11 protein-coding genes are annotated in these 15,260 nt (G+C 65.2%); 6 read left to right on the plus strand and 5 right to left on the minus strand.

Going from position 1 to position 15,260, the window contains the following annotated elements; genetic code table 11:
- Positions 1 to 62: 62 nt before the first annotated feature.
- The 3 genes from H585_RS0104240 to H585_RS0104250 are packed head-to-tail and all read right to left on the minus strand — an operon-like array spanning position 63 to position 3,549.
- Positions 63 to 1,337, minus strand: a complete 1,275-nt coding sequence (locus tag H585_RS0104240) for a TIGR04295 family B12-binding domain-containing radical SAM protein (RefSeq protein WP_027366887.1) — start codon at positions 1,335 to 1,337, stop codon at positions 63 to 65.
- The gene (locus H585_RS0104245; protein WP_014259481.1) at positions 1,334 to 2,437 is read right to left on the minus strand and encodes an SDR family NAD(P)-dependent oxidoreductase; all 1,104 of its coding nucleotides are present in this window, start codon (positions 2,435 to 2,437) and stop codon (positions 1,334 to 1,336) included. Before H585_RS0104245 ends, H585_RS0104240 begins: the two co-directional genes overlap by 4 nt.
- A complete protein-coding gene (locus H585_RS0104250; protein WP_014259480.1) occupies positions 2,434 to 3,549 on the minus strand; it encodes an NAD-dependent epimerase/dehydratase family protein in 1,116 nt (371 codons plus the stop codon). Before H585_RS0104250 ends, H585_RS0104245 begins: the two co-directional genes overlap by 4 nt.
- Positions 3,550 to 3,939: 390 nt before the next feature.
- Between H585_RS0104250 and H585_RS0104255 the strand changes: the two genes are divergently transcribed.
- From H585_RS0104255 to H585_RS0104270, 4 genes are all read left to right on the plus strand, one after another.
- Positions 3,940 to 5,487 carry an FAD-dependent oxidoreductase gene (locus H585_RS0104255; RefSeq protein WP_014259479.1) on the plus strand — a complete coding sequence of 516 codons (1,548 nt, stop codon included), beginning with the start codon at positions 3,940 to 3,942 and terminating at the stop codon, positions 5,485 to 5,487.
- 30 nt (positions 5,488 to 5,517) lie between these two features.
- Positions 5,518 to 6,285, plus strand: coding sequence for a hypothetical protein (locus tag H585_RS0104260; protein WP_027366889.1), 768 nt, complete (start codon positions 5,518 to 5,520; stop codon positions 6,283 to 6,285).
- Between the two features lie 26 nt (positions 6,286 to 6,311).
- Positions 6,312 to 7,076, plus strand: coding sequence for a phenol degradation protein (locus H585_RS0104265; protein ID WP_027366890.1), 765 nt, complete (start codon positions 6,312 to 6,314; stop codon positions 7,074 to 7,076).
- 411 nt (positions 7,077 to 7,487) lie between these two features.
- Positions 7,488 to 9,140 (plus strand): bacteriohemerythrin, encoded by a 1,653-nt coding sequence (locus H585_RS0104270; RefSeq protein ID WP_027366891.1) that lies wholly within the window; start codon positions 7,488 to 7,490, stop codon positions 9,138 to 9,140.
- A 268-nt stretch (positions 9,141 to 9,408) separates the two neighbouring features.
- On the opposite strand, the gene H585_RS0104275 is transcribed toward H585_RS0104270, so the two are convergent.
- Together H585_RS0104275 and H585_RS0104280 are read right to left on the minus strand one after the other, a co-directional pair.
- Positions 9,409 to 10,218, minus strand: coding sequence for a family 1 encapsulin nanocompartment shell protein (locus H585_RS0104275; protein ID WP_027366892.1), 810 nt, complete (start codon positions 10,216 to 10,218; stop codon positions 9,409 to 9,411).
- A gap of 32 nt (positions 10,219 to 10,250) precedes the next feature.
- Entirely contained in the window at positions 10,251 to 10,658 is a 408-nt protein-coding gene (locus H585_RS0104280; RefSeq protein ID WP_027366893.1) for an encapsulin-associated ferritin-like protein, read from the minus strand.
- Between the two features lie 274 nt (positions 10,659 to 10,932).
- Between H585_RS0104280 and H585_RS0104285 the strand changes: the two genes are divergently transcribed.
- Together H585_RS0104285 and H585_RS0104290 are read left to right on the plus strand one after the other, a co-directional pair.
- Positions 10,933 to 12,183, plus strand: coding sequence for an efflux RND transporter periplasmic adaptor subunit (locus tag H585_RS0104285; protein WP_244432475.1), 1,251 nt, complete (start codon positions 10,933 to 10,935; stop codon positions 12,181 to 12,183).
- Positions 12,180 to 15,257: an efflux RND transporter permease subunit gene (locus H585_RS0104290; protein WP_027366895.1), complete on the plus strand. Its 3,078-nt coding sequence runs from the start codon at positions 12,180 to 12,182 to the stop codon at positions 15,255 to 15,257. The genes H585_RS0104285 and H585_RS0104290 overlap by 4 nt, the downstream gene beginning before the upstream one ends.
- The last annotated feature ends 3 nt before the right edge of the window (positions 15,258 to 15,260 follow it).

Below are 15,260 nucleotides of genomic sequence, written 5' to 3' on the forward strand. Positions count from 1 at the left end.
CCTGCTCGGCGGCAAGCCATGCCGACGCATGGCTTGCAGAGCATTTTCAAAAGCAAAATGCTCTAGCTCCCCACTGCCGCGGGCATGCTCCAGGCGTCCTGCAGCTCGCTCAGGCGCGTTACGCCCGCATGGTAGTCCTGCAGGGCCCGCTCCCAAGCCAGGTCGTCGGGCTCGCCCCATTTGCGCCGGTAGATATTCGAGCCGGGATAAGGAAAAATGGGCACGGGATCATTGGCCCATATGCCGCGACTGTGCAGCCTGTCCCGCCACTCGGCCACGAAGTCCGGACTCTCGCAGCCCACGTCCACCAGGTTTGCCTGCACGAAGGGAATATTGCTCTTGGCCATGACCAGCCGCTCGACCATCTGCTCGGTGCTCATGGCGCTGCGCTTGCCGAGCAGGGCGCGCACATCCGGGGTCAGGCACTCCAGGCCGGCCTCCACGGACACGCAGCCGGCCCTGCCCAGCAGTTCCAGATCGCGCGGCTTCCATATGTCGATGCGCGTCTGGATGCCGAATTTGAGTCCACGAGCGGCCAGTTCGCTGAGCAATGGCCGGTCGGCCAGGAACAGCTCGTCGATGAAGTAGACGTACTCCACGCCCCGCGACAGCAGGCCGTCGATCTCGGCCAGCACCGTGGCCATGGGCCGCTTGCGGTACACGCCGCGGAAGTATTCGCGGGCGCAGAACACACAGCCGAACGGGCAGCCGCGCGAAGCCTCCACCTCCGCGCCGGGACCCTTGGGCGGCGCATCGAAGCGGTGGTGATGGTGAACATGGCGCGAGATCCACTCGTCTGGCCAGCTCAAGGCCGGCAACGCCTCCACCTTCGCGGTCTGCACCCGGCCGTCCTTGCCGTGCAGGCGTCCGCGCCAGTTGAAGACCAGGCCGGGAATCTCGCGCCAGTCCTTGTCCGCCAAAAGTGGCAGGGCCTGCTCGAACTCGCCGCGCAGCACGGCGTCGGCCCGCAGCTTGGCCAGAACCGAACCGGGGCTGGTGGACGGGTGCGGGCCCACGGCCACGAGCACGCCGGCCGCCTCGATGATGGCCGCGGCCGTCAGTTCGGGCACGGTCAGCTCGGGCTGGGCGCAGCGCCAGAACAGGTAGGTCGGGGCAGTGACCAGCACCGTGAAGTCCGGCGCGAAGTCCTCCAGCCGGGCGCGCAAATCGCCCAGTGACAGATTGAACAGGTGCGCGTCGATGATCACGGCCTCATGGCCGGCGTCCTCCAGGGCCCGCGCGGCGTAGCCCAGCTCCAGCGGCAGATGCGGCTCGCGGCAGCCGAAATAGACGCTGCCGGCGAAGCACCAGTTTGGATTGACGAGCGCGAATCTCATGAAATGGCCTCCCGTGCCCAAAGTTGTCCGCCTGCCATGACTCTGTGCTCCTTGAGCCACTTCGTCAGGGCGGCCACACCGTCCCTCTTGCTCATGCGCGGTTTCCAGCCCGTGGCCGCTTCGAAGCCGCCCGTGTCGGCCACGAACCAGGCCTGGTCGCCAGGCCTGCCCTTGCCGTAGGCCATGGAAGCGGGCGTCACGCCCAGTTCGCGCATCATGTCCAGAAGCTCCAGCAGGCTTATGGCGTTATCCGGCCCGCCGCCCATGTTGAAGGCCCTGCCGCGCAGATCGTCGGCAAGCTTCACGGCCAGCAGGAAGGCGTCGACCAAATCCTCCACCCAGAGCACGTCGCGCACCTGCTTGCCGTTGCCGTAGATGGTCAGCCCCCGTCCCTCCAGGGCGCTGATGAGGAAATGGGCCACCCAGCCCTGGTCCTCGGTGCCGGACTGATGCGGGCCGTAGATGCAGCTCATGCGCATGGCCACGGCCCGCAGGCCGTAGATGCGTGCGTAATCCAACACGTACTGATCGGCCGCGCCCTTGGAGCAGCCGTAAGGGCTGTAGAAATCCAGGGGACGGTCCTCGGCCACGCCGTGCTCGGCCACCAAGGCATCGACCGGTGCATAGCGCGTGTCGCCCTCCAGCAGCTCCAGATTGGCCAGCTTGCCGTAAACCTTGTTGGTGGAGGTGAACACCAATGGCGGCGGGTTTTCGAGGCTTCGCAAGGCCTCAAGGACGTTGAGCGTGCCCGCGGCGTTGACCTCGAAGTCCGCGCGCGGATTGCGCACGCTCGTGGTCACGGCCACCTGCGCGGCCAGATGGAAGACTGCGTCCGCGCCCTGCACGGCCGAAGCCACGGCGCGGGCGTCGCGCACGTCGGCTGTCTGCGCGGTGACCAGATCGCCGTGCATGGCCTTGAGCCACGCCAGATTCCGTTCGCCGCCGGGCCGGGACAGGTTGTCCAGGATGAGCACGCGGCGTCCCTGGCCGGCCAGACGGTGGCTCAAGTTTGTGCCGATGAAGCCTGCCCCGCCGGTGACCAGCGCATGGGGTCCGCTGCGCTGACGCGACAGGGACGCGGTTCCCCGCTTGGCTGTCATATGGTCAGCCCCCTGCCGCTCAGCTCCTTGGCCATGTCGTCGAACTTGTCCACTGCCTGCTGTCCCGCCAGCCAGTCGGACAGCTCCGCCAGGCCGTCGCTCAGCTCCACCTGGGGCTTGAAGCCGAGCACGTTTCTGGCCAGGCTCGTATCCGCGAAGCAGTGGCGGATGTCGCCCACGCGGCACTTGCCCGTGATCTCCGGCTCCAGGGAGCTGCCCAGCACCGCTCCCAGACCTTCGGCCAGGTCGCGCACGGAATAGCTGTTGCCGCTACCGATGTTGAAGACCTTGCCTGCGGCATCCGGCTTTTCCAGGGCCAGCCTGCAGGCTCGGGCCACATCGGCCACGTGCACGAAGTCCCGGCGCTGGCGACCATCCTCGAAGATCATGGGCGATTTGCCGTTGAGCAGGCGCGAGGCGAAGATAGCCAGCACGCCCGTGTAGGGGTTGGAGAGGGCCTGGCGCGTGCCGTAGACGTTGAAGAAGCGCAGGCCCACGGTCTGGATGCCGTAGCTTGAACCCACCATGTGGCACATGCGTTCCTGGGCGTACTTGCTAAGGGCGTAGACCGAGGCCAGGCAGGGCCGCTTGCTTTCCGGCGTGGGCATGGGCACGAGCGGCGCGCCGTCCCTGTCGCAGCACTCCCAGCGTCCCTGGCGCAGGGCCTCGCCCTCGCGGCAGGCGTCTTCCACCAGCCGGCCGTCGGGAGCCAGATAGAGGCCCTCGCCGTAGATGGACATGGACGAGGCCACGATCAACCGCTCCACGGGATTCGTCGTGAGCTTCTGCAGAAGGGCGGCGGTTCCGGTCTCGTTCACGTCCACATAATCGCGCACCTGATACATGCTCTGCCCGACGCCGACCATGGCCGCGAAATGGAATACCGCGTCCACTCCGCACAGGCACTTGCGCAGCATGTTCATGTCGCGCACATCCCCGACCAGCAGTTCCACTTCCGGATCCAGATAATCAGGACGGATCTTGTCCCGGCCGTGAACCTGCTCGCTCAGGTTGTCTAGCACTCGCACCGCGTATCCGGCGGCCAGAAGCTCGTCGGCCAGATGCGAGCCGATGAAGCCCGCTCCGCCCGTAATGAGCACCTGTTTGGCCATGCAATCCTCCTCTTACGTGATTCGCGCCCCTGGACATTAATTCCTCAGCCTACAGGGGAAACCACATCTCGACGTTAGAGGCAAGCGGCATGACCATCCTGATGAAGTTATTCACTAACCAAAATACATCAATAAAGGCTGTGAAATCACACAGATTTGCCAACAAAGTTAATTATTGCATAAAAAAACATTCTTATTGCTGTAGTACATTATCCTACACATTAGTCCCTGCGACTTAGGGTTTAGGACTACAAGAAGTAAGGCATTCATGTGCATGTCGTAGGAACTCGTCCTACATGACTGTACTTGCCAAGATTATGCGATCCGCTTGCACTTTTTTCTCCAGATAGGCTACCTTAGCGGCCGCGTCTCACAAACAGGGAGCATGACATGGACAGCCAATCCTCGCCTATCGAAGAGCATACAATGCAGCAGGGCCCGACCTTCTCCAGATCCCTGTGGGTGGATACCGTGGAGCCGAGCCGCTATCCGCGCATGACCCGCGACAATCTCGTGGACACGGCCATCATCGGCGCGGGCATGGCCGGACTGAACCTGGCCCTGCTTCTTCTACAGTCCGGCCAACGCGTCGCCGTCATCGACATGCGCGAGGTAGGCTCCGGGGTCACGGCCAATACCACGGCCAAGATCACGGCCCTGCACGGCCAGCTGTACACCGACATCACTCGCCGCTTCGGCCGCGAGGCCGCGGCCTTGCATGGCGAGGCCAACCAAAACGCCATCGCCCAGTACGAAGCCGTTATCAAACGCTACTCCATCGACTGCGACTTCAGCCACGCGCCGGCCTGGACCGTGTCCAATCGCGAGGAGGACATGGCCGCCCTGGCCGCCGAAGCCGATGCGGCCAGGCAGAGCGGCCTGCCCGCGAGCTTCTCGCGCGACACGGGTCTGCCTTTCGGCGTGTCCGGCGGCGTAAGGGCCGAGAACCAGGCCCGCTTTCACCCGCTCAAGTACCTGTTGGGCATCGCCCGCGAGCTGGCCGGGCGCGAGGTGAAAATTTTCGAGAACACCCGCGCCCTGGAGATCCGCCCCGGCCAGCCAGCGGACGTCATCACCGACCGCGGGCTCTTGCGGGCCAAGCATGTAGTCTTGGCCACCAACATCCCCTTTCACCGCAGCTCCGAGTTCTTCCTGCGCGTGGTCCAGTCGCGCTCCTACGTGCTTGCCTATCCCGTGGAGCCGGGCTTCATCCCGGACGCCATGTACTACCAGACGCGCCAGCCCTTCCGTTCCCTGCGCCTGCAGACATCCGGGGACCGCACCTGGCTGCTCGTGGGCGGCGAAAAACACCACTCCGGCCAAGTGACAGACACGGAAGCCTGCTACGCGCGCCTAGCCGAGTGGGCCCGCGAGACCATGGGCCTGGAGAACCCGGTCTACCGCTGGTCCACCCACGACCAATTCCCCCTGGACCGCCTGCCCTACGTGGGCCCGGTATCCCGCGGACAGAAGAATATCCTCGCCGTGACCGGGTTCGGCGGCTGGGGCATGTCCCAGTCCATGGTCGCCGCGCACCTGCTGCGCGACCTTATCTATGGGGTCAAAAACTCCTTGTCGCGCACCTACGCCGTGGGCCGCCTGAAGCTGAGCGACCTGGGACCCGTGGCCGGACAGAACCTGCACAAGGTCAGGCGTCTCGTCTCGGACCGGCTCTCCTCGCCCAAGACGCAGGCCAAGGACCTGGAGCCCAGCCACGGAGGGCTGACCAAGCTGGATGGATCGACCGTAGCGGCCTTTCGCGACGAGCAGGGCGAGCTGCATGCGGTCTCGCGCGTGTGCACGCATATTGGCTGCGTGGTGCAGTGGAACAATGCCGAACGGTCCTGGGATTGTCCGTGCCATGGCTCGCGGTTCGACATCGACGGCCGCGTACTGCACGGCCCGGCGGTCAAGGACTTGCAGAAAAAGAAATCCTGACCAAGCCCCAGGAAGCCGACGGAGGATGACATGGCGTCCAAAGGCGACGTGCAGACCCTGGAGAAAGGCAGCGTCTACTTCTTCTACCGGCCCAAGGTGAACGAGGAGGAGCCCTCCGGCCTGGGCGACGTGGAGCGCATGTACATGGTGCTCTCGCCCGGGCGGCGCGATGTGGTGCGCCTGGCCGTGGTGGGCCGCAAGAAGCTGCCCGACCCCTCCGAGAAGGGCCGGCGCAAATACTGGGGCTTCGTGGACATGGTGCGCAAGGACCCCACGGCCATCCGGGACGAGCTCGGTTCCGACGAGTACCGGACCAAGACCCGTGGCAGGCAGCACCTGCCGGCGGCCAGGCCCGTTGGCGAAGGTGTCTACCGCATCTTGCGCCACGGCGACCACACGCACCTGGTCTATGCCCTGGAGCTGCCGGACAAGACAGGCAAGGTCCAGAAAGACCTCAACATCGCGCGGGAAGCAAGCTACATCATAAGCGTCAAGAACCCGGAGAGCGGCGGCAAGCCCCAGGCCGGCCTGTCCGATGGCCAGCAGGCCGGCTTCCCCAAGAAGCTCCAGGAGGAGTTTCGCGGCCGCAAGTTCGCCGACGCCGATCCACCCGAGTTCCTGGACCACGAGGGCTGCGAATTCCTGCTCATCCCGGCCTCGGATGATGTCAAGGAAGAGCTGGGCCTGGAGCTGAACCCCGAACACGAGACGCGCCATTCGGCCGACGTGTTTCAGGAGCTGCGCCTGGACGTGGACGAGAACCCGGTGCGGCCGCTCTTTGAAGGCAAGTGGGACTAGATTTCGCAGGAAAGGGAAGGACTGACATGAACGCTGGGTTGCGCACGGCCGTGTGCGGAGTGCTGCTTCTGGGATTATTGGCTGCCGCGCCATTGCAGGCCTTGGCACAGTCTTACGACTTGGACGAGAATTTCCCGTTACGCATGGAGGATGCCGAGGTCATCGGTAAGGATAATTTCACCTTCCAGGGCAGCTTTGCCTACGAGCTGGGCGAGGACGGCGAGGATCTTTTCGAGCTTGAGCCGGCGCTGCAATACGGCCCATTGGAGAGACTGGAGCTGGAGCTCGCCTCGCTATTCCTGCTCGGCAATATCGACGACCGGGGTAGCGGAGACATCACGGCCTCGGCGCAGTACAAGCTCACCGAGGCCGGCCGCTGGGTGCCCTCCCTGGCGGTCAAGGGCGCTCTGACCTTCCCGTCGGGAGAGGACAGCCGGGGCGTGGACCCTTCGCTCAAGCTACTGGCCTCCTGGCACCTTGGCGACTCGGGGCTGCACCGCGTGCATGTGAACGGCTCTTGGTTGCGTAACCTCGAGCCGTATGCAGACGAGCGCAAGGACGGCTGGCTGTACCTGCTCGGCTATAGCTACCGGCTGAACCAGAACTGGATAATGCTGGCCGACATCTGGCGCGAGCATACCACCCTCACCGACGAGGAGATCAATATCGCCGAAGCCGGCTTGATCTACGAGTTCAGCGACCAGCTCTTCATGGCCGTGGGCGCGGGCGGCGGCTTCGGCGACGAGTCGCCCGAGATGCGCGCCAGCACGGCATTCCAGCTCAACTTCTGATGAGCGTCCGGCGAACCCTTTAAAGCAGATTGCTTTTAAGACGCCCGCTCCGGCGTTGACGGCGCAAATAAATTGCGCCTACGCCTACGCGGCGGCTAGCCATGCCGACACATGGCTAGCAGAGCATTTTCAAAAGCAAAATGCTCTAATGCTCTGAAAACGAGCGTGCCGCCTCGCCATGCCTTTGTCTGTCCCGCCTTGTTTGCCGGGGCTTTCTCGCGGCAATACTCCGCGAATACAGCCGCGTACAACCCTTCCCCTGCCTGAACCACGACTGATCGCGGTTGAACTTTCCCGCGCCGGGGCGTACAAACAAACTGCCAGAAGAACTCCATGGCCAAAGGCTTGAACGCTTTTGCTGCCGTCTTCCAGGCCAACCGCTCCGATCTCTACCCTCTTCGAGGTAACGACATGCATCAAAAGCAACTCGTGCTGACCGTTTGCGCATTGTGCGCAGTCGTAGCCGCCCTCGCGGCCGTGCTTTCCCTGTTCGCGCCCACGGCGACCCTGGTGCTCTGCCTGGCCATGGCCCCGGCGCTGTCCTGGTTGGCGCTCTATCTGCTGCGACAGGTATTCGCGCCCCAGGAGCGCGCCATGGCCACTGCGCTAGCCGCAGGCATCGCTGCTGAAACCGGCCTGGCCGAGACAGTCGAGAGCCTGGCTGGCGAGCTGCGCTCCCGCAAGGCGGAGCTGACCGCCAAATCCGAGGAACTGCGCGCGGTGACGGCCCGCTCGGATGAGGCCGTACGTCAGGCTGGCGAAGCCTCGCAAATGGCCGAGCAGGCCCGCGAGGAAGGCATGCGCGAGGCCGCGGGCCGGCTGCAGGCGGTGGCTCACAAGATCACTGAATCCTCCGACCTGCTGGAATCACTCTCCTCGCGCATCGTGTCCGGCGCGGACAACCAGAAGGAGCGCATGCATCATACCGCCGTAGCCATGGGCGAAATGAACATGGCCATCACCGAGGTCTCACGCAGCGCGGCCACGGCCGCGACCAACGTGGACATGGCCAAGGAACGGGCCCAGGAGAGCATGCAGGTCGTCACGCGTTCCCACGAGGCCATCACCAAGGTCAACGGCGTGGCCACGCGACTCAAGACCGACATGGCCGAGTTGGGCAACATGGCCATGTCCATCGACAAGGTCATCAACGTCATCAATGACATCGCGGACCAGACCAACCTGCTGGCGCTCAACGCGGCCATCGAGGCGGCCAGGGCCGGCGAGGCGGGCCGCGGCTTCGCCGTGGTGGCCGACGAGGTGCGCAAGCTGGCCGAGAAGACCATGCTGGCCACCAAGGAAGTGGGAGCGAGCATCCTGGCCATCCAGGATTCCGTGAAACGCAATGTGGAAGGCATGGATGAGGCCGTGGCCCTGGCGGCCCAAGCCGCGGATATGGCCACCCGCTCCGGCGAGTCCTCGCGGATGATCGTGCGCCATACCGAGGACAACGCGACCATGATCGCCTCCATCGCCTCCGCCGCCGAGGAACAGTCTGCCTCCAGCCACGAGATAAGCCAAGCCGTGGGCGAGGTGCGCGAGATCGCCGTGGACATCGCAGGCGGCATCCACGAGTCGTCCCGTGCCATTGGGCAGCTCACCACCCTGACCGTGCAGCTCGGCGAGCTTATCCGCGACATGCAGGCCAGCCAGGGCGACACCCTGTTGACCTGGACCGCCACGCTCAGCGTGGGCGTGCGCGAGATCGACCAGCAGCACGTGAAGCTCGTGGATCTGCTCAATCAGCTCTACGCGGCCATGAAGGCCGGCAAGGGCAACAACGCGCTGGTAAAAATCTTGAACGAGCTTGTGGACTATACGGTCTACCACTTCGACCACGAGGAGAAGCTCTTCGCCAAGTACGGCTACCCGCAGGCTTCGGCCCACGCCCGCGAGCACGCGGTCCTCAAGACCAAGGTGAGCGAGTTCGCCGCCGCCTTCAAGACCGGCAAGGCTCAGGTCACCACGGATATCCTTAATTTCCTCAAGAACTGGGTGGTCAACCACATCAAGGGCACGGACAAGAAATACAGCCCTTTCCTGAACAGCAAAGGTCTGCGCTAAGTCGCCGCGAAGAAACTGGGAGAGGGCTGCGCCCTCTCCCAGACCCTCACCCGCCAGGGGACTGATTCCCCTGGACCCAGCATTTTTGTAGTTTGTTCCGCTTCGCGCCGGCTCTATGCCGAACTTTCCGCACACCTATTTAGGGCACATAACGAAGAATGCCGGGTTTTCCCGGCATTCTTCCAAAAATATCGCGGGTCCAGGGGGGCGTCCCCCCTGGCGGGGTTTCCAAAGGGGCAGAGCCCCTTTGGCCGCCGGAGGCATAGCGTTAGCCGCCTTGGCTCCAGCCGAAGCACTGGATGGCGCGGGGCTCCAGCACGTGGAAGGTGAAGGACTCGGTGAAGAAGAGTTTGACCTTCTCCTTGTCATGAGAGCCGTGGCCGATTCCGATGTCCTGCCCGAGGGTCAGGGTCATGTCGCCGCCGCGCGTGGAGATCAGGAAGGCGTCCTCCACGAACGGGCTGACCACGATGGGTCCGCCCAGCATGCTCTCCACGTACTTGTTCAGCGGATAGCCGCGGATCTGGCCCGACAAGGCGACCCACATTTCGGGGCAGACCACCAGGGCGAACGGCCCCTGGATGCCTTCGCGCAGCATGCGCGTCAGCCCCTCGGTGACCTTCTGCACGATATCCTCGGGAGAGCCGGAAATGCCCAGGGCCTCGTGGCCAGAGGCCTCCTTGAGGCCCTTGATCTGGGCCTGATGCAGGCCGTAGTAGACCGCCCGCTCCTCCATGCGCGCCAGATCGCGCGCGGCCTTTTCCAGGGGCGACAGGTCGATGTCCTTGGCTCCGCGCACCAGGTTGTCGATCTCCCAGATGTCCAGTTCGAAGGGCACGCGCACTTCCACCAGGGGCAACACCCGGCGGATGCCGAAGTGCACGTTCTCGATGGGCTGATTCTCGGGCAAGCTCAGCCTGCCCAAGGGCACAGCCGAGTATTCCCAACCTTTGGGGCCGTCCACGTCCACGACCTTGCGGGCGGACAGGACCGAATTGAGGATCATGCGGGCCTGCTCGTCGATGACGGCCCAGGTCTGCTGCGTGATAGGCGCCAGCTCTCGCTTGAGAATGTCCATGGTTCCTCCGTGTGGGCTTACCGTGCGCGTGTTCAGGTGCTCTTCTTCAGGCTGCCGAGACCCAGCCCTCCGCCGGCCGGGACGGACGCTTCCTGCACGGGCTGATCCGCGCCGCGTCCTCCGACCTCTCCAGCCTGGCCGATTTCCGCGGCCTCCTCGATGGCGGTCACATCACCCTCGGTGAAGAGATACGTGCGCATCTGCTCGTCCCAGCCGGGCATGTTGCGCCGTAGCCACTCCAGCGCCATGACCGCGTGCTCGATCTCTTCGTCGCGGTTGTGGGCCAGAATGCTTTTGAGTTGCGGATCAGGGCAGGTGGCCACTCGCTGATGGTACCAGTCCACCGCCTCGATCTCTTCCTTGAGGCTCATGAGCGCCCGCACATAGTTCCGGTCCTGCTGGGTCAATTCGCCTACCGGCTCGTGGTACTGATTCGCCATTTCAATCTCCTTGGGATGCTCCTGCGGGACAAGCCCGTCCGTGCCGCCGGGCCAGCCTAACGGCACGAGCGAGGGTCTATCTGGCCATGCTTAACACGGTTTCAAATCCATGGGAACCTGAGGGTCTTCAAAAGCTTGCTCATGTCAGGCTTCACGAAAGCCTCTGTTGGAGTATAGTGGAAAGCTCCAGCTCTAGAGGCGTCATGGTATGAGAAGGGAGCGATGCGTGGGTTGTGCGACTGACCGGCCGATAGTGGCGCGAGGGGCTGCATGGGTGTGGCTGGCCCTCCTGCTGTGCGGCCTGGCCGCCTGCGGGGAGGAGCCGCAGCAGGCCGCGGAGGAGCCTTCCGTTGCGGTGGAGACGGCCACGGTGCGCAGGAGCGATTTCCTGGAGGACGTCACGGGCATCGGCACCCTGCTGGCGGTCGAGGTCGTGCGCATCCGGCCCGAAGCGAGCGGCATCGTGCGCGAGATCGGCTTTCGGGAAGGCGAACGCGTGAACAAGGGCGCGCTGCTGTTTCTCCTGGATGCCAATAAGCTGCTCCGCGAACTAGCCGCGAACCAAGCGGCCCTGCAGTCGGCCAGGGCCAGCCAGGAGAACGCCAGGCGCACGTACCAGCGCTTCTGGCGGCTCTACGAACGACGTACGGTATCCAAGGACGAGCTGGATCAGCGCCAGACCGAGTTCCGCGTAGCCCAGGCCGAAGTGAGCCGGTTGGAGGCCCAGGTGGCCCTGGACCGTGAACGGCTGGAGGACATGCGCATCCGCGCGCCCATGGCCGGAAAAGTGTCCCAGAGAAACGTGGACGTGGGAGACTACGTGGAGGAGGGCGATGAGCTCGTGACCCTCTACTCCGATCGCCTGGAGATCACCTTCGACGTGTCCGAACGCTACATGGGCCGCGTGCGTCTGGGCCAGCCCGTGCGCATAACGGTCACGGCCTACCCGGAGCTGGAATTCGAAGGACGGGTCAGCTTCGTGAGTCCGAGCGTGATCGTGGCTACGCGCAAATTCGCGGTCAAGGCCCTGGTGGGCGATCCCGAGGGCCTGCTCAAGCCCGGCGCCTTCGCCACGGCCAGGCTCGTGCTCGACGTGCGCGAAGACAGGCCCGCGGTGCCCGAGTCCGCCTTGGTGGCCACACGCGAGGGTTATCTGGTCTTTGTCGTGCAGAACGGCAAGGCTATGATGCGGCCCGTGGACATAGGCCTGCGCCGCACGGGCCTGGCCGAGGTACGCCAAGGCCTCGACGTCGGCCAGGAGGTGGTCGTGGCCGGCCAGCTCAACCTGAGCGACGACACGCCGGTGCAGGTTGCGGGGCGTGGCCGGGACGACACGGGCCCTGACGGAACCGATGGCCACGGCACGAGCCTGGCCAGGCAGCCCGAGGGCCGGCCCGGTTCCGACGGGATCGCCAATCCAGGCAGCTTAGTCAATCCAGGCAGTCCAGGCGGCTCCGCCAACGCGGCCGAGCCCGACCGCAGGGAAAGGCCGGCTGATATGAACGGCGCAGGAAACGGACCGTGATCTGGAATTTCTGCATCTCCCGGCCCGTGCTGACCATCGTCGGCGTGCTCGTGACGGCCATCTTCGGCATCTACGGCTACTACCAGATGCCCGTGCGCGAGGACCCGGACGTGGAGTTCCCGATCGTCAGCGTCAACGTGGTCTTTCCCGGCGCCGAGCCCGAAGTGGTGGAGACCGAGATCATCGAGCCGCTGGAGGAGGAGATCAACACGGTCGAGGGCCTCAAGACCCTGACCTCCACGGCGCGCGAGGAGGTGGCCACGGTCACGGCCGAATTCGAGCTGTGGCGCGACATAGACGTGGCGGCCCAGGACGTGCGCGACCGGGTCAGCCGCGCCCGGCGCGAACTGCCCGACGGCATCGAGGAGCCCATCATCGAGAAGCTCGACCCGGACGCCCAGGCCGTGCTGTGGATCGCGCTGACCGGCGACACGCGCTGGGACGAGGTGCGCCTGTCCACCTATGCCGACGAGGTGCTGCGCCAGCGGCTGGAGAACCTGCGCGGCGTGGGGCGCATCATCATCGGCGGCGAGCGGCGCTACGCCGTGCGCATCGAGCTCGACCCGCTCAAACTCGCCGCGCACCGCCTCACGGTGCAGGACGTGGTCGAGGCGGTGCAGGCCAACAACGTGGACATCCCCTCGGGCCGCGTGGAGTCCGTGGCCCGCGAGTTCCTGGTCAAGACGCGCGGCCAGCTTTCCGAGGCCGAGCCCTTCAACGAGCTCATCGTGGCCTCGCGCGATGGTGGGCCGGTGCGCGTCCGCGACGTGGGCCAGGCCGTGGACGGCGTGGAAAACGACCGCCAGATCGCGCGTTTCGTGGGCGAGACGGCCGTGGGCATGGGCGTGGTCAAGCTGAGCGGCGCGAACACCGTGTCCCTGGCCGAGGGGGTCAAAGCGCGCATGGAGGAGCTGGCCCGCGATTTCCCGGCCGGGCTCGACTACCAGATCGCCTCGGACGAATCCGTGTTCATCGAGGAATCCATCCGCGACCTGCTGTTCACCATCGGCCTGACCTCGGGTCTGGTCGTGCTCGTGGTGCTCCTTTTCCTGCGCACCTTCCGGGGCACGCTCATCGTGGGCCTGGCCATCCCGGCTTCGCTGCTGGGCGGCCTGGCGGTCATGAACGTGCTCGGCTTCTCTGTGAACACGCTGACCATGCTTGGGCTCATCCTGGCCATCGGCATCGTCATCGACGACGCCATCGTGGTGCTGGAATCGAGCTACCGCCACCTGGAGCAGGGCGCGGACCCGGTGCCGGCCGCGCGCGTGGGCACCACGGAGGTGGCCTTCCCGTCCATCGCCAACACCCTGTCGCTGGCGGCGGTGTTCATCCCCGTGGCCTTCACGCCCGGGCTCATCGGCCGCTTCTTCTACGAGTTCGGCCTAACCGTGGCCGCAACGGTCATCGCCTCCACGCTCACGGCCCTCACGCTCACGCCCATGCTCTGCTCGCGCCTGCTGCACCGGAACCACAAGCGCGGGAGGATCTTCCACGCCCTGGAGCGCGGCTTCGAGATATTCGAGGCGGCCTACGCGCGCTCTCTCGACGTGGCCATGGCCGCGCGCTGGCTCACGGTCCTGCTGGCCCTGGCGGCCTTCGGGCTGGGCGCTTTCCTGTTCACGCGGTTGTCCACGGAGTTCCAGCCCGAGGTGGATCGCGCCGAATTCATGATCTCCTTCGAGACGCCCGAGGGCGCGACCCTTGGCCAAACCGACCTCTATGCGCGCGAAATCGAAAAGGTCCTGCGCGCCACGCCCGAGGTGCGCCAGTTCTTCCTGGCCATCGCCCTGTCGCGCGGCGGCGGGCCTGGTCGGGTCAACGACGGCATCTCCTTCGTGCGCCTGCACTCGGCGGCCCAGCGCGGGCGGCACCAGTCCGAGATCATGCAGGAGCTGCGTCGCGAGCTCTCCCTCCTGCCGGGCGGACGGGCCTTCGTCTTCTCCAGCGGCGGCTCGGGCATCGGCGGCGAGGGCGCGCCCCTGCAGCTCGTGCTCCAGAACCCGGACATCGACGCCCTGGCCGCTGCCCAGGAGCAGGTCATGGCCTGGATGAACCAGCGCCAGGACCTCATCGGCGTGAACACGAACCTCAAGCTCAACAAACCCCAGGTTGAGGTGGACATCCTGCGCGACAAGGCCACGCAGATGGGCATCAGCGTGCTGGAACTGTCCAACGCCCTGCGCTTCCTCCTGGGCGAGCCGGATATCTCGGAAATCGAGCGCGCCAGCGAGCGCTACGAAGTCATCCCCGAGGTCGTCGGCAAGGGCGGCATGGTTCCCGACGACATCAAGCGCATCTACGTGCGCAACCAGACCGGCGCCCTGGTCTCCATGGACAACCTCGTGGAGCTGACGGAAACCGTGGGACCCAGCGAGATCCACCACTTCAACCGGCTACGCTCAGCCACGGTCTCGGCCTCCACCCCGCCGGACGTGGCCCTGGGCGATCCGCTCGCCGCGCTGCAGGACTGGCTCGACGAAAACCTGCCGGACGATTTCTCCTTCGAGTTCACGGGCCAGACCCGCGACTTCCAGGAGTCCTTTTTTTACCTGAGCATCACCATCGTCTTCTCGGTCATCTTCATCTACCTCGTGCTCGCGGCGCAGTTCGAGTCGTTCGTCAATCCGCTCATCATCCTCACCGCCCTGCCCCTGGCCGGGGTAGGCGCGGCCGGGGCCCTGTGGCTGCTGGACATGCCGCTGGGCATCTACGCCTTTATCGGGCTCATCATGCTCGCGGGCATGGCCACCAAGAACGCCATCCTCATGCTCGACTACGCGGGCGTGCTGCAGGCTCGCGGCGAATCCGCGCGCAAGGCCGCCATGGACGCGGCCCACGTGCGCTTCAGGCCCGTGATCATGACCACCATGTCCACGGTGCTCGGCATGCTGCCCATCGCCCTGGGCTTCGGCGCGGGCGGCGAAGCCCGAGCGCCCATGGGCGTGGCCGTGGCCTCGGGCCTGCTCGTCACGACCTTCCTGACCCTGATCGTGCTGCCCGTGGTCTACACCTTGACGGCCGACCTGCGCGTCTGGCTGACCCGCCGCAAAGGCCGCGCGGAGGAGGACTGAGCC

Source organism: Desulfocurvibacter africanus subsp. africanus DSM 2603 (assembly GCF_000422545.1).
GTDB lineage: Bacteria > Desulfobacterota > Desulfovibrionia > Desulfovibrionales > Desulfovibrionaceae > Desulfocurvibacter > Desulfocurvibacter africanus.